Annotated in this window: 18 protein-coding genes and 1 pseudogene; 6 read left to right on the plus strand and 13 right to left on the minus strand. The window is 71.8% G+C overall.

Annotated features, from left to right (window positions below; all coding sequences use genetic code 11):
- Positions 1 to 137: 137 nt before the first annotated feature.
- Entirely contained in the window at positions 138 to 851 is a 714-nt protein-coding gene (locus tag KGA66_RS22220) for a GH25 family lysozyme (protein WP_211470240.1), read from the plus strand.
- Positions 852 to 1144: 293 nt separating this feature from the next.
- On the opposite strand, the gene KGA66_RS22225 is transcribed toward KGA66_RS22220, so the two are convergent.
- The 4 genes from KGA66_RS22225 to KGA66_RS22240 form a co-directional block, all read right to left on the minus strand.
- The gene (locus KGA66_RS22225) at positions 1145 to 1849 is read right to left on the minus strand and encodes a DUF4232 domain-containing protein (protein ID WP_211470204.1); all 705 of its coding nucleotides are present in this window, start codon (positions 1847 to 1849) and stop codon (positions 1145 to 1147) included.
- 347 nt (positions 1850 to 2196) lie between these two features.
- Entirely contained in the window at positions 2197 to 2415 is a 219-nt protein-coding gene (locus KGA66_RS22230) for a C2 domain-containing protein (RefSeq protein WP_211470206.1), read from the minus strand.
- Positions 2416 to 2478: 63 nt separating this feature from the next.
- Positions 2479 to 3291 (minus strand): VC0807 family protein, encoded by an 813-nt coding sequence (locus tag KGA66_RS22235; RefSeq protein WP_211470208.1) that lies wholly within the window; start codon positions 3289 to 3291, stop codon positions 2479 to 2481.
- On the minus strand, positions 3288 to 3947 hold the full coding sequence (locus KGA66_RS22240; protein WP_211470210.1) for a TetR/AcrR family transcriptional regulator: 660 nt from the start codon (positions 3945 to 3947) through the stop codon (positions 3288 to 3290). The genes KGA66_RS22235 and KGA66_RS22240 overlap by 4 nt, the downstream gene beginning before the upstream one ends.
- A 168-nt stretch (positions 3948 to 4115) precedes the next feature.
- Between KGA66_RS22240 and KGA66_RS22245 the strand changes: the two genes are divergently transcribed.
- The gene (locus KGA66_RS22245; protein WP_211470212.1) at positions 4116 to 5795 is read left to right on the plus strand and encodes a sigma-70 family RNA polymerase sigma factor; all 1680 of its coding nucleotides are present in this window, start codon (positions 4116 to 4118) and stop codon (positions 5793 to 5795) included.
- A 319-nt stretch (positions 5796 to 6114) separates the two neighbouring features.
- Here the strand turns inward: KGA66_RS22245 and KGA66_RS22250 are convergent, their stop codons facing one another.
- On the minus strand, positions 6115 to 7815 hold the full coding sequence (locus tag KGA66_RS22250; protein ID WP_246508293.1) for a beta-1,3-glucanase family protein: 1701 nt from the start codon (positions 7813 to 7815) through the stop codon (positions 6115 to 6117).
- A 290-nt stretch (positions 7816 to 8105) separates the two neighbouring features.
- On the opposite strand from KGA66_RS22250, the gene KGA66_RS22255 reads away from it, so the two are divergent.
- Positions 8106 to 9017: an aldo/keto reductase gene (locus tag KGA66_RS22255; protein WP_211470216.1), complete on the plus strand. Its 912-nt coding sequence runs from the start codon at positions 8106 to 8108 to the stop codon at positions 9015 to 9017.
- 102 nt (positions 9018 to 9119) lie between these two features.
- Here the strand turns inward: KGA66_RS22255 and KGA66_RS22260 are convergent, their stop codons facing one another.
- Positions 9120 to 9770 (minus strand): TetR/AcrR family transcriptional regulator, encoded by a 651-nt coding sequence (locus tag KGA66_RS22260; RefSeq protein ID WP_211470218.1) that lies wholly within the window; start codon positions 9768 to 9770, stop codon positions 9120 to 9122.
- Between the two features lie 124 nt (positions 9771 to 9894).
- Between KGA66_RS22260 and KGA66_RS22265 the strand changes: the two genes are divergently transcribed.
- Both KGA66_RS22265 and KGA66_RS22270 read left to right on the plus strand, forming a co-directional pair.
- The gene (locus KGA66_RS22265; protein ID WP_211470220.1) at positions 9895 to 10368 is read left to right on the plus strand and encodes a cupin domain-containing protein; all 474 of its coding nucleotides are present in this window, start codon (positions 9895 to 9897) and stop codon (positions 10366 to 10368) included.
- A gap of 11 nt (positions 10369 to 10379) precedes the next feature.
- Positions 10380 to 11198: an alpha/beta fold hydrolase gene (locus KGA66_RS22270; protein WP_211470222.1), complete on the plus strand. Its 819-nt coding sequence runs from the start codon at positions 10380 to 10382 to the stop codon at positions 11196 to 11198.
- A gap of 7 nt (positions 11199 to 11205) precedes the next feature.
- Here the strand turns inward: KGA66_RS22270 and KGA66_RS22275 are convergent, their stop codons facing one another.
- Positions 11206 to 12114 (minus strand): LysR family transcriptional regulator, encoded by a 909-nt coding sequence (locus KGA66_RS22275; protein ID WP_211470224.1) that lies wholly within the window; start codon positions 12112 to 12114, stop codon positions 11206 to 11208.
- Positions 12115 to 12205: 91 nt separating this feature from the next.
- On the opposite strand from KGA66_RS22275, the gene KGA66_RS22280 reads away from it, so the two are divergent.
- Positions 12206 to 13033: an oxidoreductase gene (locus KGA66_RS22280; protein WP_211470226.1), complete on the plus strand. Its 828-nt coding sequence runs from the start codon at positions 12206 to 12208 to the stop codon at positions 13031 to 13033.
- 86 nt (positions 13034 to 13119) lie between these two features.
- Here KGA66_RS22280 and KGA66_RS22285 read toward each other — a convergent pair whose 3' ends face one another.
- From KGA66_RS22285 to KGA66_RS22310, 6 genes and pseudogenes are all read right to left on the minus strand, one after another.
- On the minus strand, positions 13120 to 15576 hold the full coding sequence (locus KGA66_RS22285; RefSeq protein ID WP_211470228.1) for a carbohydrate-binding protein: 2457 nt from the start codon (positions 15574 to 15576) through the stop codon (positions 13120 to 13122).
- Positions 15577 to 16183: 607 nt separating this feature from the next.
- Complete coding sequence (locus KGA66_RS22290; RefSeq protein ID WP_211470230.1) at positions 16184 to 17659, minus strand: aminotransferase class V-fold PLP-dependent enzyme; 1476 nt, start codon at positions 17657 to 17659, stop codon at positions 16184 to 16186.
- Between the two features lie 102 nt (positions 17660 to 17761).
- Positions 17762 to 19534, minus strand: coding sequence for an ABC transporter ATP-binding protein/permease (locus tag KGA66_RS22295; protein ID WP_211470232.1), 1773 nt, complete (start codon positions 19532 to 19534; stop codon positions 17762 to 17764).
- Between the two features lie 200 nt (positions 19535 to 19734).
- Positions 19735 to 20214, minus strand: coding sequence for an NUDIX hydrolase (locus KGA66_RS22300; RefSeq protein WP_211470234.1), 480 nt, complete (start codon positions 20212 to 20214; stop codon positions 19735 to 19737).
- A gap of 5 nt (positions 20215 to 20219) precedes the next feature.
- Positions 20220 to 20636, minus strand: a complete 417-nt coding sequence (locus KGA66_RS22305; RefSeq protein WP_211470236.1) for a PPOX class F420-dependent oxidoreductase — start codon at positions 20634 to 20636, stop codon at positions 20220 to 20222.
- Between the two features lie 472 nt (positions 20637 to 21108).
- Positions 21109 to 21335: pseudogene (locus KGA66_RS22310) on the minus strand (hypothetical protein); the annotation flags it as partial.

The raw sequence follows: 21335 nt of genomic DNA on the forward strand, positions 1-21335 counted from the left end.
GCCCCGCCCAGGCCGCGGCCGCCGCCGCGGGCACGAGCTGGGCGACCACCGTGACCGGGCAGCGCGTCCCGGTCAGCCCGACGCACTACCCCACCCCGGTCCACCCCGAGCAGGTCACCCACCCGGTCCAGGACTACATGGGCTCGACCATCGCCGCGCACGACCCGGGCGCCGCGCGGCCCGCGGCCACCCGCTCCGGCGTCATCCCGGCGACCTCGGTCCCGCAGCTGCCCGGGATCGACGTGAGCGCGTACCAGGGCAACGTCAACTGGGCCGGCGTCGCGCCCTACATCGACTTCGTCTACATCAAGGCGACTGAGGGCACGTACTACACCAACAGCTACTTCGCGCAGCAGTACAACGGCTCGTACAACTACGGCGTGATCCGCGGCGCCTACCACTTCGCGATCCCGAACAACTCCTCCGGGACGACCCAGGCCGACTACTTCATCGGGCACGGCGGCGGCTGGTCCTCCGACGGCAAGACCCTGCCCGGCGCGCTCGACATCGAGTACAACCCGTACGGATCCGAGTGCTACGGCCTCTCGCAGTCGAGCATGGTCAACTGGATCTGGAACTTCGTGAACGAATACGCGGCGCGCGAGCACGCGTACCCGCCGATCTACACGACGACCAACTGGTGGAGCACCTGCACCGGCAACTACTCCGGGTTCGCGGCGTACGACCCGCTGTGGATCGCGAACTGGTCGGCCAGCGGCGGCGGAACGCTGCCCAACGGCTGGGGCTACTACACGTTCTGGCAGTACGCCTCGTCCGGTTCGCTGCCGGGTGACCAGGACGTCTTCAACGGCTACTACTCGCGGTTGCAGGCGCTGGCCACCAACGGCTAGGCGGTGTTGGGGAATGTATCAAGGCAACGATTCGACCGCCGCTTTGTCGGAATCGTAATGGCGAATCCGGTCAGCGACGAGCATGGGCGCGCGGCCGGAGCGTCCTCATACCGGTCGTCTGTGGACGTTTCGGCCGTGCGTCCAGGCGAAGTCGATCACCGGATTCGCCCCTTGAGGCATTCCCCAACACTGCCTAGACCGGCCTGGCCGGCCGCGCCAAGGCGCGCCGCGCCGCGCTGGGCGGCGCGCCGACGCAGGGCCCTGTCATCGAGCCACGTCATCGGGCCCTGTCGTCAGCCGCCGCCCTTGCCGGCCTGCACCGCCTGGATGCTCAGGTTGACCGTGCTCGTCGTGCACACTTTGGTGCTGTACGGGACGTACAGCAGGTTCGAGGTGTTCGGGGGATAGACCAGCAGCCACGAGGTCGCCTGCGGCTGGCAGTTCGCGGTCGGGTAGTTGAGCGCGTCGCCGATCTGGAGGGTGGCGTAGGCGTATCCGCCGGGGGCGAGCGTGACCACGGACGGATTGACCGCGTGGTTGCGGTTCGCCGGCTGGCCGACCTGGGTCACCGGCGTGCCCGCGCCCGCCGAGACGCCCGGGTAGCCGTAGAGCGTGCAGGACGTGGTGTTGAGGTTCTTGAAGGTGATGTTGACGTAGACCGATCCGGCAGCGCCCTGGCTGAGCCCGATGTCAGCGTGCAGGTAGCGCACGAGGCAAGTACTCGCGCCGCCCGCCTGACCGGTGGCGGCGGCACTCGCCGCGCCCGCCGTGGCCGCGCCACCGCCGCCCGCGGATGCCGCGACGGCCGCACCGGTCGCGGTGCCTGCCGGCGTCGCCGACCCGGTCGGGCTCGCCGCCGCGCCGGAACCGCCGACCGCGCTGGGCGTGGGCACGGGCGTGACGGAGGAGGAGCAGGCCGTCGCGAGCACGGCGGTGCCCGCCAGCAGGCCGAACGCGCGCACGGCGCGACTCGGTACCGCGATGGGGAGCCTGGTCATGGCCGCACCTCTCTGTCGTTGCGGTAGATCATCGGTGCCTCGCTACCGGACGGCCGTGCGCTGCGCACCGCCGTCCTTCGCACAATGTAGGTGCGGGGACGGTCGCGCGGCAGGTAACCGGGCCGATGGTGTGCGAACAGGTACCGGCTGTTGCCCCATAGGGCGGACGACCAGGCGAACGACTCCCGTGCGGCGAACCGGGCTGACTCAGCGCCAGGTACTCCCGGCGGGCTGTCGCGGCAGGCGGCGCGGCGGTGCGGTACGGGTGCGGATGGCGGGTACGGGGTGCCGTCCGCCTCCGTCGAGCGGCGGTCGTCTAGCACAGTTTCGTTGCTCGATCGAACAATCTACAGCCGTGCCATCTCGCCATCCTGCGATTTCTTCCGGCACAGTGACACGATGGCAATGATTTCGTCATGACTCTTGCGGAGTTTGGTGTCACGCAACACAATTTCGACCAGACCGCGCCCGCCCGAACGCACCGCCGCCGCACCGGGGACATTCCACGTCGGCCCGTTGCGCGTGGCGGTCAGGGTGCGCGTCGCCCCGAAGCAGGCCCGGACCACGCCGCAGTCCGGTGCTTAGGCGGGGCCTGCCGTTCCGCCTGTCGGCAGGCCCCGCCGTCCCTCTTACTGTTTGGGCCGGGTCGCCGGCGGCGGCACGGCGCCCTCGCCCCCGCTGCGGGCCTTGCCCGAGGTGATCCGCCACAGTCCCGCGATCTCGTAGTAAGCGCCGTTCACGACCTGGAGCGCGACGAGGGTGATCGGCCAGAGCAGTGCGTTGAGCGCGGGCACCGCGTCCACGGGCAGCACATAGGCCATCACGATCCGCGCCGCCGCGTCGCCGAGCATGGCCGTACCCCAGATGACGGTGGAGACCCGCCAGATACGCCGGAACGCCGGGTGATCGGCCCACAGCACTTCCCAGGGCGTTCCGTCCGAGCGGAACCGACCCTCCAGCAGCGGCTGCGCGCTCGAGTACACCAGCGGCCGGCGCGCCCGCGCGGAGCCCGCGAACCAGAGCCCCGCCACCGCGGTGACCCATCCGTCGCGGGCCAGCAGAAGCCGCGCGCCCCCACCGATCAGCGACGCGGCGACCCCCAGCAGCATCATCCCGGCGCCGAACATGCCGAGGGCGTCCAGGTGCCGCCGGCGAATCCACTGGAGCGCGAAGCTCAGCGCCGGCAGCGCAGCGCCGGCCAGCAACGCGGCGAACATACTGATGCCGTCCGCCCGCAGCCCGTAGTAGAGGGCGGCCGGCGCGGCCATGTCCCAAAGCGCGATCAGCAGCGCGGCGCGACGCGACGGTGGTGTCCGCGCCGCGGGCTCGCGCGCCGCCATCTGGGCCGCCGCCATCTGGGCCGCCGCCATCTGGGCCGCCAAGTCCTGCGCCGCCGGCCTCTGCGCCTGGTGTGCGGCCGCGGCCTCTTCGTCGCCGGTCACCGCCGGTCCCGATCCGCGTCAGGGCCGCGCCGCGTGGCGAGCCGGGCGAGCGTGGTCAGTTCACGGACGCACTCGGCGAGACTCAACCGCGGCGGGCAGGTCATCCGCGCGATCGCCGCGTCGACGGCCGCCTTGAGCGTCAACGCCATCAGCACCGTGTCGAACGCGCGGAACTCGCCGCTGCGCTGGCCCGCGCGCAGGATCGGTTCCAGCTGGCCGACGTTGGCCTGCGCGGTGGCCTCGACGCCGAAACGCAGCGTCCCGTCCTCGCTCCTGGCGTTCATGCAGACCTCGTACATGGCGCGCACCGCGGACAGGTGCCCCGCGATCCACTCGAGCTCCGCCTCGATCCGCGCGTCGAGCATCCCCGCCGCGGTCTTCTCGGACCGGGTCCGCTCGGCGATGGCCGCCTGCATGCTCCCGGCCGCGTCCGCGAGGACCGCGTCCATCAGTTCGTCCTTGGTGCCGAAGTGGTACGAGATCAGCCGCGTGCTGGAAATGCCGGCCTTGCGCTTGATTCGGGCGAAGGTGCTCTGCGCGTAGCCGTGCTCGGCCAGCACCTCGATCGCCGCTGTGATGATCTGTCCGCGTCGCGCGTCCGATGCCAGGGAGCGCCGTGGCGGCGCACCCCCGGCTCCCCCGATTGTTAGTTGCATGAGTAAATTCTACGTCAGCCGAGTAACAAGCGGCGTCTCGATTGGGCGCACAGGATCTCTTGGGCGGGATTTTTCCCGCGGGACGTGGAATTTCTGTGACCCGGCGCCTAGCTTGGGGGTCTCCAAGACTGAAGGGGGATGGAAGCGGTCTGATGCGAGGTTGAGCGTATGGTCGGGCAGATGGACGCGCGGCTGGTGACGGCCGCCCGGAACGGGGACCAGGATTGCCTGGACGAGCTGGTCGCGCGGTACCTGCCGTTGGTCTACAACATCGTGGGCCGCGCGCTGGCCCGGCACGGCGACGTCGACGACGTCGTGCAGGAGACGATGCTGCGCGTGGTGCGCGGCCTGGGCGGGCTGCGCCGGCCCGAACGGTTCCGCTCCTGGCTGGTGGCCATCGCGATGAACCAGGTGCGCGAGCACGCGCGCAACCATAGGGACACCGCGCCGCTGGACCGGATCGAGCAGCTGGCGGATCCCGGCGCCGACTTCGTGGACCTGACGCTGGCCGAGCTCGGCCTTTCCGGGCAGCGCCGCGAGACCGCGCTCGCCACGCGCTGGCTGGACCCCGACGACCGGCACCTGCTCGCGCTGTGGTGGCTGGTCACCGCCGGGCACCTGACCCGCGCGGAGCTGGTCGAAGCCCTGGATCTGGACGCGCATCACGTCACGGTGCGCATCGCGCGCATGAAGGCGCAGCTCGACGGCGCCCGGCTGGTGGTCCGCGCGCTCATCGCCCGGCCGCGCTGCCCCGGGCTCTCGCAGGCCGCGGGCTCCTGGCGCGGGCAGGAGTCGCCGTTGTGGCGCAAGCGTTTCGCGCGCCACGTGCGCGCCTGCACCTATTGTTCGAGCGCCGAGATGGACCTGGTGCCCGCCGAGCGGCTGCTGGCCGGGCTGGGCCTGGTTCCGCTGCCCGCCGGTTACGCCGCCTACATGCTCGCCTGCACGCACGGCGTGGCGCATACGGCGGCGATCGCCACCGCGACGGTCACGACGCCGGCGAACACGGGTCCTGAAGGGCGAATACCCGGGCGCCGTGGAAGGCACGGCGCGTCGCACCGCGTCGCACCGCACGCCGGGCACATAGGCCGCCTCGCGACCAAGCCGCTGCTCGCGGTCACGGCGCTCGCCGCGGTCGCGGGCATCGGCCTGGCGACCGTGTACGCGGTCGCGTCCGGGCATCCGGCCCCCGCCGCGCGGCCGCCGCGCGCGCTGTCGAGTTCCGCGCCCGCGCTGGCGCCCCTCTCCTCCGGCTCCTCGCCGGCCACGGCCACCGCGGCCACGAGCGCGGCAGCGAGCCCGAAGCCCTCGCCGAGCGCGAGCGCCGCGAAGCCTGGCCCGAGCGCCGCGGTCTCGCGCAAGCCGCCCGTCACGGCGACGAGCACCGCGGCGGGCGGCACGAGCGGTGGCGGCGGCGCGAACCAGAGCGCGGCGGTGCAGCAGGTGCTCGACCTGATCAATCAGGCCAGAGCGCAGGCCGGGCTGCCCGCGTACACGATCACCTCGGGTCTGACCGGCAGCGCGACCAAGCACAACCAGACCATGTCCGGCGGCTGCGGCCTGTCGCACCAGTGCCCGGGCGAACCGGCGCTCGGCGCGCGTGAAACCGCCGCCGGGGTGCAGTGGACCAGCGCCGGGGAGAACATAGGCGAAGGCGGCCCGGTATCCGACACGCAGGCCGCCATCGCGCAGATGGCCGTCGGGCTCACCCAGGGGATGCTCGACGAGAAGCCGCCCAACGACGGCCACCGCCAGAACATCCTGAGCGGCTCGTTCCACCACATCGGCATCGCGGTGTCCCGCGACGGCTCCGGCACGGTCTGGATGACGCAGGACTTCTCAAGCTGAGGCGGGATTCACCCGGCTCAGGCCGAGGGCTGCCCGGTCGCCGGGCGGGCGCGACGAGTCCCGCCCGGCGAGCAGCTGGTGGCCGGCCCGTGACTGACCGGTGGCTACCCCGTCGCCGCTAGTGTCCCGCGCCGGAAATCCGTCGCGTGACTCTGCTCGACCTGGCTGCGCACGTCCGGTCATCCGCGCCCGGCTGGCAAGGCGCCGGAACACCCTCGCGGTGCTCAATCAACGCAGTGGGTCGTCTGCGGGCGTTTCGGCAACGCGGCCAGGCGGGATGCGGGGGCCGATTTTCACGGCGGACTTCCGGCGCGGGACACTAGGCGAAGGTGAACCAGTTGACGTTGACGAAGTCGGCCGGCTGGCCGCTGGCGAAGGTCAGGTACACGGTGTGCACCCCGGTGACCCGGACGATGTTCGCCGGGACCGTGGTCCAGCTCTGCCAGCCTCCGGTGTTCGCGATCGCGAAGCTGCCGACCGGGGCGGCGCTCGGGCTGTCCAGAGCGACCTGCACCAGGCCGCTGACCCCGGCGGCCGCCCCGGAGGCGACGCGCGCGCTGAACTGCGTCGCGCCGCCGCTGCCGAAGTCCACGTTCGCGTAGCCGAGCCAGTCGCCGTTCGCGATCCAGCCCACGTCCTGGCCGCCGCCGGCGTCGGAGCAGGACTCGCTCTGCGTTCCGGACTGCGAGGTGTAGCTCTCCGCCTGGATCGTCGAGTAAGCGCTCACGCTCCCGCCACCGCCGCCGGCCGCGCTCGCCGACGCGCTCGGGCTGGGGCCCGGCGTGCCGCCGCCGGAGCTGTAGGCGCCCGCGCCGCCGACCGCGACCGTCAGCAGTGCCGGGTTGCCGTCGTTGACGGCACCGGACTGGTCCGTGCCGCCGTTCGGCACCACGTCGTCGTACGGGAAGGCGTAGCCGCGGCCGTCCAGGTTCGCGGCGTGCACGATCCGCGCGTAGTGGTTGGTCACGGAGTTCGTGTAGTAGTTCGCCGGGTTCTCCCCGTCCGGCTGGTTCGGGTCGCCCAGCAGGGTGGAGCGGTTGAGCGCCGCGCTGATGCGCGCGGTCAGCGCGCCCTTTTCCGCCGAGCCGGGGGCGAACGGGCCCGAGTTGCAGCTGAAGATGTCCGCGCTGGAGGGCATGGCGAAAGCGGCCACCCCGTCGAAGGTCAGCTGCCCGCCGACCACCTGGCCGGTCAGGGTGCCCCACTGCGCCTGCGTGTCCACGGTCAGCGGAGTGGTCGAGTACTTCGACCAGACCTGGTTGAGGTAGCCGTTGAAGTACCCGGAGAACAGCGACGGGTTCGTCACGATGCCGTTGGTCGGGCTCAGCGCGCGCAGGTTGCGCCCGCCGGAGGTGACGACCAGCCGGTCCCAGCCCGCGCCGTCGGCGTTGTTCTGCGCGATCAGACCGTTGCAGACCGCGTCGAGCCCGTTGACCGGCAGGCCGGAGACGTGCTGCCGCCCGCCGGAGGCGTTGGTCAGGGTCAGCGAGATCGGGACGGAGACGAAGTCGACGTAGCTGATGTTCGCGTACAGCTGCGAGCTGTTGTAGGTGAACTCGCAGAAGTCCCACATCACGCCGATGCTCGGGTCGCCCGGGTTGGTCACCGAGGGCTCGACCAGCGCGGGGCCCGGATTGAGCAGGAAGGTGATCGGGGCGCCGATGGAGAACCAGATCCGCCCGCCGGCGACGTGCGGGATGGTGACGTCGACCGTGGAGCCGGGCGCGCCGAGCGGGATCGCGCAGTTCGCGCCGAGCGGGGCGCCGGTGGAGCCGGGCGAGGACGGATAGTAGGGCGTGCGGCCGTCGGCCTGGAGCAGGAACAGCGCGTTGCCGTTGTCGATCGCCTGCCCGGTGATGTATGCGTAGACGGTGTTCGACGTGGTCGCGTTCTGCAGCGCGACGGTGAGCGTGGGCGCGGTCGCCGAGGCGCGGGTCGACAGGACCCCGGCCGTCGCGGCGCCGCCGACCAGCGCACCGGATGCCACGATGAACTTCCTGCGGGAGAGCACGGTCTCCATCTCCTTCGAGGTCTCATACGCACGGGCAGGCGTGCGGGCAGCTTTGCCCGTGCCGGTGCGTACCGCGGCGCGGTGGTTCAGGCCGCGCGGGCGCCGCGCGCGGCCGGAATCGTTTACGACAGCGGTTGCAGCGAGTATGGAAACAGACGGCGACGCAGTCAACGGCGCCGGGCCGATCGATCTTGGCCGGTATATGCCCCTTAACGCGCACTTAGGGTTCGCCACCGTGCGTCAGAGCACGTGCACAGCCGTCGGTGCGCCGACGGAGCGTGCCGTGACAGACTGCGATCATGACTTTCGACAAGCCCGCCGCCGCGGCCGCGGCCGCGGGCACCTGGACTCTCGGCGATCTGACCGTCAACCGGCTCGGGCTCGGCGCGATGCGCCTGACCGGCACCGCGGCCTTCGACCAGGGCGAGCCGCGCGGCCGGGAGACCTCGATCAGGGTTCTGCGCCGCGCGGTCGAACTGGGCGTCAACCACATCGACACCGCCTCGTTCTACTTCTCCCGGCTGCGCAGCGCCAATGAGCTGATCAACAGCGCACTGAATCCGTACCCGCGGGACCTGGTCATCGTCACGAAGGTGGGCCCCGGCCGCGACCCCGGCGGTGACTGGTACGCGGCCGCTCCCGGGCAGCTGCGCGGCCAGGTGGAGGAGAATCTGCGCCAACTCGGCCGCGACCACCTCGAGGTGGTGAACCTTCGCCGGATGCGCCAGGACTCGATCGCGGAGCACTTCGGCGCGCTGGCCGAACTGCGCGACGCGGGCCTGATCCGGCATCTGGGCGTCTCGAACGTCAACCTGGCGCAACTGGCCGAGGCCCAGGCGATCGCGCCGGTCGTGTGCGTACAGAACCAGTTCAGCGCGGCCGTGCGTGTGCATGACGAGGTGCTGCGCGCCTGCGGCGAGCAGGGCATCGCCTTCGTGCCCTACTTCGCCATCTCGGGTGAGCGGCGCGAGCAGGGCGCTGCGACGGCCGGTGACGCGGCACAGCGCGAGAGCCAGGATCTGCTCGCCGTCGCGCAGGCGCACGGCGCGAGCCCGGCTCAGATCAAGCTCGCCTGGACGCTGCATCAGGGCCCGCACGTACTGGCGATCCCGGGCACCGGCGATCCCGGCCACCTGGAACAGAACGCCGCCGCCGCGGCGCTGCGCCTCTCTCCGGGCGACCTCGCGCGGATCGCCGCCTGCGCGCAGTGAGAGACATGATTCCGGCATCGCGGCGCCGGCCGTTGTCCGGGCGGACTACGCGCGACTTGAGCGGCGCCTCACGCGCGCCGTCGTCGCATTACGCCGCGAATGTCAGGACCCGCTAACAGACGGTCCGAGACCCGCGTCGAGGGCCGCCCGGGTGAGCGCGCGCGCCGCGTGCACCGCGCTGTCGACCGCCTCGTGCGGCGGCAACCCGCACAGGTCGATCAGGTTGAACAGCGCCTCGGCGGACACGACGAGCGCCAGATCCCGCTTGAGCGCGGCCAGCGCCTCGGGGTCCGTCCCGCGCCCGAGCGGGGCCAAGGCGCCGTCGATGAGCCCGAAACGCAGGCCGGCGCGCAACTGCACCCCGTCGCGGCGGGTCAGCGCGCCGGAGACCAGCGCGCGCACCGCTCCCTGGTACGAGAGCACGTGACCGAGCAGGAAACGGGTCGCGTGCTCGATCCGGCGCACCGGGTCGGCGCAGCCCGCCAGCGGGGCCATCGCCTCGGCCGGGTCCGGCAGCAGACCCGCGAACGCCTCGCGCAGCAGAGAGCTGAGATCCGGGAAGTAGCGGTACGCGGTCGCCTCCGAGACCAGCGCCGCCCGCGCCACCGCCGGCATGGTGACCTCCCCGCCGCCGCGCATCAGCTCCCGGGCCGCGGCGACCACGGCGGCGCGGGTGCGCAACTTCTGGTTGCTGCGCCGCCCAGCCAGCTCGGGATGCCCCCCGGCGATCTCGCTGTCGTCGATGTGCGTCACCGGACCATCGTCGCGCCGCCGGCGCCATTCGTCAAAGCGCACTCTCTTCATGAGAGTTAACTTGCGCGAACCATCGGCCAATGCGTATCTTCGTGAGAGTCAGCTCTCACGAAGGAGGCGTCAGATGGTTCCGGTCTCGGTGGTCGGCCCGAGCGGCGGCGAGGTCATCGCCTTGGGCCCGGCCCGGATCCGCATCCTGGAGGACGGCGGCACGACCGGCCACCGGCTCGGCGTCGCCGAGATCACCCTCGCGCCGCGCTCGCCCGGACCGCAGCAGCACCGGCACGCCCAGCACGACGAGGGCTTCTACGTCGTCTCCGGCTCGGCCCGCTTCACCGTGGGCGGACAGGTCCACGACGCGCCCGCGGGCTCGCTCGTGATGGTGCCGCCGGGCGCACCGCACAGCTTCGCCAACCCGGGCGATCAGCCGCTGGTGATGATCAACACATTCACTCCGGACCTGTACGTCCGGTACTTCAAGGACCTGCGCGACATGCTCGCCTCCGGGCAGCCGCTCGACGACGAGGCCGTCGCCGGGGTCATGCACCGCTATCACACCGTCCCGGCGATCGACTACGCCGCCGACTCAGCAGCCTGAAAGGCGAACCCATGACCCAGCCTTCGACGCCTTCCTCCTACCGGCTTTCCGTCCCCGGTGTGGGCCCGGTGGACCTCTCGATCGACGAGCGCGGCCAGGGCCGTGCGTTCCTGGTGCTGCACGGAGGCGCCGGACCGCTGTCCGTCGCCGGTCTCGCCGGGTCGCTCGCGGCGCAGGGCGGAACACGGGTCCTCACGCCGACACATCCCGGTTTCGAACGCACGCCGCGCCCGGACGCGCTGAGCGACGCCGCCGGCCTGGCCTCGGTATACGAGTCCTTGCTCGACCGGCTCGACCTGACCCGGGTCGTCGTGATCGGCAACTCGCTCGGCGGCTGGATCGCGGCGCAGCTCGCCCTGGGCGGCGCCGCGCACCGGATCGACGGCATCGTGCTGCTCAACGCCGTCGGCATCGCCGTGGAGGGGCACCCGATCGCCGAAACGGCGGGCGTGCCCGTGGATCAGATCATGGCGCTCAGTTACCACGATCCCGCGCCGTACCGCGTCGATCCGGCTTCGCTGCCGGACGAGCGCAAGGCCGCGATCGCGGCCAACCGCGAGGCGATCGCGCTCTACGGCGGCCCCACGATGTGCGACCCCGAGCTGCGCGGCCGCCTCGGCGCGGTCAAGACTCCCGCGCTGGTGGTCTGGGGCGAGAGCGACAGGATCGCAGACCTGGAGTACGGGCGCGCATTCAGCGCGGCGATCCCCGGCGCCCGCTTCGAGCCGATCCCGCGGGCGGGCCACTTCCCGCAGATCGAGCGCGCCGACGCGACACTCGCGGCGATCACCCGGTTCACCGGCGAACTGGACCCGGGCCCGGTCCGCTGATCACCGATCACGCCGGCGCCGCGACCGCCCTCGCGTACCCGGCCGCGGCGCGCGCGTACGCGCGGACCAGCGGCCGGGCGTCGTCCGCCCTCCAGGCCAGCGCGAGGTTACAGGCCCCGATGTCGGTGACCGGCCGGGTGACGACGTCGCCCCGGGTCAACAGCGTCGCGTTGCCCTGCGCGACCAGGCACACGCCGCGGCCGTCCACGAGCGCCTCGTAGGTCTCGTCGGGATTGTTCACCACGGCGCCGATCCGCGCGGCCCGGCCGCCCCTTTCGTCCGCGGCGAGCCAGAAGTCGCGCAGCGCGCCCGCGGACTCGGGCAGGGCGAGGAAGGGTTCGTCGACCAGGTCCGCCATGACCACCGCGTCCTTCGCGGCGAGCGGATGACGCGACGGCAGGGCGACGTGGCGCGGCTCCGCGGCCATCACGATCCAGCGGTAGCGCCGCCGGTCCGCGACAGGCAGCCAGACGAAGGCGACGTCGCTGGATCCGTCGGCCAGCCCCGCGGTCGGATCCTGCCAGCCCACCTGGCGCAGCTCGAGCACGGCCGCCGGATGGGCCTCGGTGAGGCGGGAGCGCACCGCGGGCAGCATGCCGCCGCGCCCGGGGCTCGTGCTCATGCCGATGACCAGCCGCGTCTCCTCGGTCGCCCGCGCCTGTTCCAGCGCGGCGCGCGCCTCGGCCCAGGCTTCCAGGACACGCCGGGCATGCGGCAGCAGCGCCTCCCCGGCGGGGGTCAGCCGCACGCCGCGCCGGTCGCGGGCGAACAGGTCCGCTCCCAGGGCTTTCTCAAGCAGGCGGACCTGCTTGCTCAGCGCGGGCTGGGAGATGAACAGGCGCTGCGCGGCCAGCGTGAAGTGCAGTTCCTCGGCCACCGCGACGAAGTACCGCAGGTCTCTGCCATGGACGTCCATAACCCATGGTTATCACAGCAGATCTTGGACCGCGGCCACTCGCGCAACGCAGACTCGTTTCACAGCCGATGGACCGACGAGGAGCGCAACCATGAACAGAGTCTGGCTTGTCACCGGGGCGAACAGCGGTTTCGGACGGGCGTTCACCGAGGCCGCGGTCGCGGCCGGCGACATCGTGGCGGCCGCCGCGCGCCGGCCCGAGGCGCTGGCCGACCTGGTCGCCGCCCATCCCGACCGGGTGGAGGCGCTGCGCCTGGACGTGACCGACCTGGAGGCGGGCCGCGCCGCCGTCGCCGACGTGGTCGCGCGGCACGGACGGATCGACGTGCTGGTCAACAATGCCGGGCGCACGCACGTGGGGGCCGCCGAGGAGACCACGGACGCGGAGCTGCGCGACCTGTTCGACGTGCACTTCTTCGGACCGGCCGGTTTGGTGCGCGCGGTGCTGCCGCACATGCGCGAGCGCGGGTCGGGCGCGATCGTGCAGCTGAGCAGCATGGGCGGGCAGATGTCCTTCGCCGGATTCGGGGCCTACAGCGCCACCAAGTTCGCCCTGGAGGGCTTCTCGGAGGCGCTGGCGGACGAGGTCCGGCCGCTCGGAATCAAGGTGCTGATCGTGGAGCCGGGGGCGTTTCGCACCGGGCTGTTCGGCAACGCGAGCGCCAGCGGCCGGATCCCGGACTACGAGGTCACCGTCGGCGCCACCCGCACGTTCGTCGAGGGCGGCGACGGGCGGCAGGCGGGCGACCCGGCCAGGGCCGCCGCCGCGGTGATCGCGTCCCTCGAAGCCCAGGACACGCCGCTGCGGCTCCCGCTCGGCGGCGACGCCGTGGACGCGCTGCTCGCCCACGCCGACGGCGTGCGCAGCGAGATTCTCGCCTGGGAGAAGACAGCGCGCGAGACCACGTTCGAGCAATGATCGCGCGGAGGGGCGCGGCCTGTGGGCAAGGCCGCGCCCCTCGGCTCACGGACGCCGTACGGTGCGTCCGCGTCAGGTGTCAGCGCTCAGCTGAAAGTGAACCAGTTGACGTTGACGAAGTTGCCGCCGGTGCTCGTCGTGAAGGTCACGTAGAGCGTGTGCGAGCCGGTGGGCACCGGCGAGCCGGCGACCGGGCCGGCGGTGACCCAGTTCTGCCAGCCGCCGGTGCCGCTGACCGGGATCGTCGCGAACGGCGCCGCGGTCAGCGAGTCGAGGCGGAACTGGATTGTGCCGATGCCGGTACCGGTCACCGCCGAGGCGATGCGGGCGGCCACGTTGCCGGTCAGCCCCGAGCCGAAGTTGACGTTGTCGTACTGGAGCCAGCCGGCGGAGTTGATCCAGCCGACGTCGCTGCCGCCGCCGGTGTCCGAGGTCGGCTCGGTTCCGGTGGAGTTCTGCGCGGAGTACTGCGACGCGGTGACCGTCACCGGGGTCGCGGTGGTGGAACTGCCCGCGTAGACCTGGAACTCCCAGAGCGAGTAGCCGTACTGGGTGGCGCGCGCGGTGCCGTACATCCGGATGTAGCGCCCTGATCCGCTCACATTGAGGTTCTGGACACCGCCGGTGCCCGTCGTGGTCGAGTAGATGCTCGTCCAGGTCGCGTTGTCGTTCGAGGTCTGGATCTGGAACGCGGTGGCGTACGCCGCCTCCCAGTTCAGCGAGACCTTGCAGATCGACTGGGTGCCGCCCAGGTCCACCTCGAGCCACTGCGGGTCGGAGAAGCCGCTCGACCAGCGGGTGCCGGTGTTGCCGTCCACGGCCGCGGACGCGGGGAAGGAGGCGTTCTCCAGCGACGAGGCGGTGGCGGTCTTGTTCAGCGCGATGTTCGCCGCGCCGCAGGTGCCCCCTCCCCCGCCGGAGCCGACGGTCCAGGTGAACGAGGCCGAGCCGGAGGCACCGGTGCCGTCCTTCGCCGTGACCGTCACGTTGGACGTGCCGCTCGTGGTCGGCGTGCCGGAGACCAGGCCGGTGGACGCGTTGATGGACAGGCCGGCCGGCAGGCCCGAGGCGCTGTAGGTCAGGGTCTGCCCGGAGGCGGAGTCGCCGGCGCTGATCTGCAGGCTGGCCGCGGTGCCGGCGGTCGAGTTCTGGTTGCCCGGGTTGGCGACGGTGACCGTGTTGCCGGCGCCGCCGCCGGTCGGCGCGGTCCACTGCTGCTGCGCCGAGTCGGTGCAGGTCTCGATGTCCAGCCGGGAGCCGGTGCCGGCCCCGGGATCGGTGAGGCAGAGCCCTGAGTTCGGGTTGACCAGCTCGCCGTTGGACTGGTGGTTCCAGACCTGCGCGTTGGTGCCGTTGCAGGCGTACCAGTCCACGTTGGTGCCGCTGGTCGTCCCGGCCGCGACCACGTCGAGGCAGCCGCCCTGGACGCGCACCGTGCCGTCGCTGTAGGTGGCCCAGTTCTGGCCCGCACTACCGTTGCAGGAGCTCACGCCGATCGGGTTGCCCTCGGTGTTCAGCGAGTTCTGGTTCGTCAGGCACAGGGCGTTGATGCCGTTGACCGCGCCGCTCGCGGTGACGGTCGCGGTCGGGGTGGAGTTGCCGCCCTTCTCGTAGACGGCCACGTACGCCGCGCTCATGGACGCGCCCGAGGTCGTGGCGGACGTCGGGGTGGTCGTGCCCGAGACGCCGTCGGGGTAGTTCCCGCCCATCGCCAGGTCCCAGATGATGAAGAACCCGTGGTCGATCGCGGCCTGCCAGGCCGCGGTGCCGACGGAGGACTCGGTGATGGTGCTCTCCACCACGCCGTCCATCAGGTACTGCATCTGCTCGGCGCTGGTGTTGGTCCGGTCGATGATCACCGAGTAGGTGTGGTAGCCGGTCTGGCAGGTGGAGCTGGTGTTCGGGCAGGCGATGAGGCCGTGCCCGGGGCTGTTGGCCGAGTCGTGCAGGGTCTGCGACGCCTCGTTCAGGGCGTTGACGTCCTCCATCATGTCGATCTCGCCGGACTGCGGCCAGCCGCCGCCGGAGCGCATCGGCGAGCCGAGCGCCCAGAACGCGGGCCAGTAGCCCAGGCCGGAGGCCGGGTTGGGCTGCTGGATCGAGGCGGTCATCTCCAGTTCGCCGCCGGGCGGGGCCTGGAAGTCGTCGCGGGTGCTCTCGATCCGCCCGGAGGTCCAGGTGCCGCCGCTGTTGATCGCCTTGAGCACCAGGTGGCCGTTGCCGTCGAGGTAGACGTTGCCGGTGGAGTTGGTGGTCTGCTCCTTCTCGCCGGTGCCGTAGCCGGTGCCGATGTCGTAGAACCAGTTCGCGGACGAGGGCGCCGAGCCGGCCGCGCCGGCGAAGTCGTCGCTGAACACCGTGGTCCAGCCGGACGGGGCGGGCGGCGCCGGGTCGGCCATGGCTGCCGGCGCGGCGGTCAGGGTCACGGCCGCCGCCCCGGTCAGGCCGCCGGCGAGCAGAGCGGTGACGGTCAGGACCGAACGCCGCCGAGGCGGGGCCGGTCGGCGCTCGGCCCGCTTGCCGATACGCGGTATGACGAGCATGGTGCTTTCCCTCCAGCGCGAGGTGCGCTTGTCGGTCCGGCGCGGGGCCCCGGGGCCGTGACCACGGCAAGGCGGTGCCGGGAACGGCCCGGTCCGTGCCGGGTGTCGTCGTTGACGGGTGACGCGGGTGACGCGGGTGACACTGTGCCTGTGCGTGGGAGAGCGCTCTCCGGACAGTGGTTGTTTACGGCTTCGTTTCGGCGCTGTCAAGCTTCTGCGCGCTCGCCACCGGAGACCGACGAGGCACCCGGGGCCTGAATTTCCCTGCGGACCGGCGGCTGATCAGGCACTTCGCGGGCGGCGGGCGGCGCGCACCGGATTGCGCCCGGCGCAGGCCGCCCGCTTGGATCTTGTGCGCCGGGCCGCGCCGGGCCGGGTCCGGTCGCGGCCGGCGAGGCCCATATGCCGCGGCGGCCGGCCGAGCACGAGGAAGCTGGGCTGCCCCGCCGAAGGCAATGGGATACGTGCACTGATGTCATGCTACGAGTAAACGTCGTCGCGTGTTACGGCCCGCCCGGCCTTGGTGAGCCGCCGTCCGTGGCGGCCGGGCCGCCGCCTTGCCGCGCGTGTGCGCCCGAACGCAAGTCGGGCGCACACGCGCGCCGGTTCAGCAGCGCTCGCGCGGCGGCAGCCCCTCGCTGTCGGCCTGCCTGTCCCGGTAGGTGCGCTCGCAGAAGTCGATGAAGCCCTCGACGTCCGCGACGTTCGAGACCATGCCGAGCGACACGCGCACGGCACCGCCGCTGGGCAGCCGCAGCGAGTGCAGGTACTCGTCGATGCTGCGCGCCTTCCGGCTGATGCGGCCGCGCAACGCGCCGCGCCCGATGCCGAAGGCCAGTTCGCCCGCGCCCGGGTTGCAGAAGCAGCCGGTGCGCACGCTGATGCGGGCGGCCGCGGCCTCCCGCTCCACCAGCCGCTCGTCGACGATCCGGCCGTCGGGGTCGAGGAAGTTGAACGCGACCGTGCCGCCGCGGTCCTTCGTGTCGCGCGGTCCGTAGATGCGGATCATCGGCGCCCCGTTGCCGTGCGTCAGGCCGCCGAGCCGGTGCAGCAGCCAGCCGGTCAGGCAGCTCACCCGCTCGTCGATCAGATCCAGGCGCAGGTTGTGCAGCCAACGCAGGCCGAACTCGACATCCGGTATGGACAGGAAGTTGACCGTACCGTCCTCGAACGCCGACTCGTCCGGGGCCATCGCGTGCCAGTCGCCCTGCACGCTGACCGCCTGGATCGTGCCGCCGGAGAACCACGGCCGGCGCAGCCGCGCCAGCGCGTCGCGCCGCGCGATCAGGCAGCCGATCCCGGTCGGGTAACCGAACACCTTGTACCAGCTGACCGCGACGAACTCCGGCTGCACCGCGGACAGGTCCAGCGGGCTGGTCGGCACGTAAGAGGCGGCGTCGAGCAGCACGTCGAAACCGTGCCGGTGCGCCAGCTCGACCCACTCCAACGGGTGGCGGACCCCGGAGAAGTTGCTCTGCGCGGGAAAGGCGAACAGCCCGGCCGGGCCGCGCCGGCCGATCATGTGCTTGGACAGCGCGGCACGAACCGTGGCGGTGTCGGTGCGCAGTTCGACGCCGTCGCCGGGGACGTAGTGCACGGGGGTGCGGCGCGTGCGCGCGTACTCCCGAATCCCGTTGACGGAGTTGTGGTTGTCGAAGGTGAGCACGAAGCGGTTGTCGTGTTCGAAGCGGTACGCCTCCGCGACCAGGCGGCAGGCCCCGGTCGCGTTCGCGGTGAAGATCGCGGTGTACTGCCGCGGGTCGGCGTTGAAGTGCGCGAGCACCGCCGCGCGCGCCCGCTCCACTCTCTGCGTGGAGGCCCGCGAGGCCGGGTTCTCCGAGTGCGGGTTGCCGAAGCACTGGTCGGTCAGTCGCTCCGTGTGCGCCCGGTACTGCGCCGCCGCGGCCAGACCGGAACCGGTGTAATCCAGGTATATATGCCCACTGCGGTCCAGGTGGGCATATTCGGTGCGGCGTGCCTCGTCGAGGATCCTGGTGCGTTCGTACTGCGGATAGTCGGATAGGAATCGGGCCGGCTCATCGGATTGCAGCAGGCTGCCGGACTTGGAAAGGATCTTTGTCATCTCTTCGCCCCGGGGTGGCGGAGGTCTGCAAGGACTGACGTTCCGGCTGGTTCGCCGGTGCGCGGGCGCGGCCGCGTCGCACTGCGGCCGCGTCGCCCGGGCTCAGCGGCTGGTTCGCCGCCGCCTGGGCGTCTTGCGGGCCAGCACCAGGCCGGCCGCGATCAGGAAGAGCAGCGTGAAACCGGCCAGCAGCATCCACTCCCTCGGCACCGAGCCGTCGAAGGTGTCCCCGTATGACTTGAGCAGCGGCGGCCCGAGCGGCGAGCCGCCGTTCTGCCACAGCTGCGGCAGGCCCGCGGTGGTACCCAGCGCGTCGAAGGCCCAGCGGTTCGACATCAGGTAGCTCAGGGCCCGGCCGGGCAGCGCCATCACCGGCACGGGCAGGAAGGCGCCGACGAACAGCACCTGCGGGAAGCAGAGCATCGGCAGCATCAGCGTGGCCTGCGACGGCGAGGAGACCCCGGCCGAGGCGAGCAGGCCCAGGGTCAGCGCCGCGCCGGAGCACAGCAGCAGGGTGGCGAACATCCGGCCCCAGTCGCCGGCGCCGAGCGCCGGCAGCCGGTCCGTGCCGCTGAGCGTCACCAGCAGCACCGCGTCCACGACCGCCAGAATCGGCAGCAGCAGGGTGAACTTCGAGGCGAGGTAGGGGATGATGCGCACCCCGATGATCCGTTCCCGCCGCAGGATCGCGAACTCGTCGCAGATCTGCGACAGGCCGTAGGTCAGGCCGAAGAAGAACCCGCCGAAGGCTATCCAGAACACGATCATCATCGAGGTGTTCGGGCTGGGGTTCGCGGTGTCGAACGCGCCGGGCCGGAACATCATCAGGAACATCAGGATGATGATCAGCGGCGAGCCGAGCAGGATCGCGAGTGTCAGCCTGCTGCGGGTGAGCAGGTCCACGCCGCGGCCGGTGAGCAGCAGCCACTGGCCGAAGGAGCCCAGGCGCCGGCCGGGGGCCACCGCCGGCCCGCCCACCTGAGCCATGCGCGTGCCGCGCACGGGCACGGCGGTCGCCGCGCCGGACGGCATCCGCTCGGCCCAGACCCGCGGGTCCGGCTCGGCGGCCAGCGCTCGGTAGATCTCCTCGAACACGCTCGCGCCGAAGTGCGCCAGCGCGTTGGCCGGGGAGCCGGCGAACGCGAGCTGCCCCTCGGCCGCGAGTACCAGCACCATGTCGCAGCCGGCCAGGTCCTGCGGGTTGTGGCTGGTGAACACCACGGTGGTGCCGGCCGCGGCGATCCGGTCGAGCAGGTCCACCAGGTCCGCCGACATCGCCGGGTCGAGCCCGGAGGTCGGCTCGTCCAGGAACAGGGCGGTGGGGCGGGAGAGCAGTTCGACCGCGATGCTGGCGCGCTTGCGCTCGCCGCCGCTGAGCAGCCGCACGCGGGTGCCGGCCTGGCCGGTCAGGCCGAGCGCGGCCAGGACCTCGGCGACCTCCTGGTCGATCTGCTCGTCGCTGGTGCGCGCGGGCAGCCGCAGCCGCGCCGCGTAACGCAGGGTCCGGTCAAGCGGCAGCGACTGGTGGATGATGTCGTCCTGGGGTACGTAGCCGATCGGCGCGACGGCCAGGTCGTCGCGCGGCCGGCAGGTCGCCCCGTCGTGCAGGACGGTTCCCTCGGTCGGCAGGGTCACTCCGGCAAGGGCGTCCAGCAGCAGGGTTTTACCCGCGCCGCTCGGCCCGATGATCGCGACCAGCGCGCCAGGCCTGATGGACAGCGAGACCGGACGCAGCACCTGCCTGCCGCCGCGCAGGGTGTGCCCCGCGGCACGCGCGTCGATCGCCAAGCCGGGGGACCTGCGGATCGCCGGGCCGCTACCGCGTTCCGTCGCCACCTGGGCGCTACGCAGTCCCTGCCAGCTCATGGTCACCATCCGTCTCACCTAGTTCAGCCGATAGTTACCCGGAGCCCAACCCTAATAAGCATCCGTATGGCCTGTGAATACCCCCGGGCCTACCAAGGGCGTGTCGTACCATATCGTCACCGATCCCGTATAGGGCAAGAGGTTCGACGCAGAAATCAGACTACGTACTCCATAATCGAGTTCTGCGATGGTCGGGCGCGAGAGAGTGATCACAGAGCGGCGAGCAGATTGTCGAGGAACGGCAGCTGGCCGCGCAGGAGCTTGACGCGAGCCTCGGGGACGGTGAACCAGGCGGCGCGGTCGATCTCGGGGAAGCTGCGCAGCCTGCCGCTGCGCGGGGGCCATTCGAGCTCGAAGGTGTTGCTGACGACCGCGGCGGCGTCCAGGTCGCCCTGCGCGGCCCAGGCGGTCACCAGCTTGCCGCCGGGCTGGCGCAGCGAGCCCAGTTCGATCAGGCGCGGCGGGGACGGTGGCGCGGGCGACGGCAGCGGCCGGCCCAGTTCCTCCTCGAACTCGCGCAGCGCGGCGGCGCGGGGGTCTTCGTCCGGCTCGTATTCGCCCTTGGGGATCGACCAGGCGCCCTCGTCCCTGCGCGCCCAGAACGGGCCGCCCGGGTGGACCAGCAGGACCCGCGTTCCGGCGCCGTCGCGCCGGAACAGCAGGATTCCCGCGCTGCGCGGCGCGGCCACGGCGGTCAGGCTCCGGTGTCCTGCAGTGCCCCCCAGGAGTGCCAGGAGTCGATCTCGATCCAGGCGCTGACCCGGCCGCGGTCGCGCGTCGGGTAGCCGCCCGGCAGGCCGTAGTGGCGCGCGATGCGGTCGATGTCGGCCATCTGCGGGTCGTCCTCCAGGGAGACGACCCGGCCGGTGAGGCTGACGTGCGAGTACCAGTCGCCGTCCGCGAGCACGCTGAGCGCCACCTTCGGTTCGGCCCGCAGGTACTCCAGGCGCTTACGGCCCTCGTCCATGTTGACCAGGACCCGGCCGCCCTCCCACAGGTACCAGGTGGGCACCGAGACCGGCTGGCCGTCGGGCCGCACCGTGGCGATCACGGCGGGGTTCGGCCGCGCGAGGAACGTGTCGATCCTGGCGGGTACGGGCGGTGTGGCCATGTGCTGCTCCTTCACATGCACCCCGGGCAGGGGCCGGGAGATCCGATCCCGACCATCCTCGCAGCCGATCCCGTCCACGGGCGCGTAAGGCGCCGGGACGCCGCGAAGACGCCGGGCGCGGGGCGATCGGATGTAACGCTATCGGCGCCATCGGTCCCTGTTTCGCGAGCAGGCGCGCGTGGACCATCGCGACCCAGACCCCTCGCGCCGCGTCTCGTCGCGGGCCTGTGACGTTGCGCCACCCATCCCCCTGACGTCACAGGCCCGCATATATACGGAACGGACAGGCGAGGATCGAGTTGGCGGTAAAAGCGTCAGAGCAGGTGGCGGCGCGGCGTGTCGCCGTACCGGCACCTTCCCGGGTGAGTCCCGCGGACCCGACGAGCACCATGCCGGTATTCGTGGACGCATCCGGTCGCCGGCGGCGCTGGATCAGGCGCTCGGCGGTCGGCTTTTTCGGCGTCCTGTGCGCTTACGGCGTGGCGGTGGCGTTGAGCTTCCTCGGGGGGCCGATGCCGCCGGGCGCGCTCTTGCCGATACCGGGCATGCCCAACAGGTCGGCGCCCACGAGCGCGGCGACGTCCCCGGGCGTCGCCGCGGGAGGCGCGACGCCGCACGGACGCGTCACCGGCTCCGCCGCGGCGCCGGGTTCCGCGACCGGCCCGGCGCCCGCACCCGCAGCCACGACCGGTACCGCGG

It is taken from the genome of Actinocrinis puniceicyclus, from assembly GCF_018283645.1.
Lineage (GTDB): Bacteria > Actinomycetota > Actinomycetes > Streptomycetales > Catenulisporaceae > Actinocrinis > Actinocrinis puniceicyclus.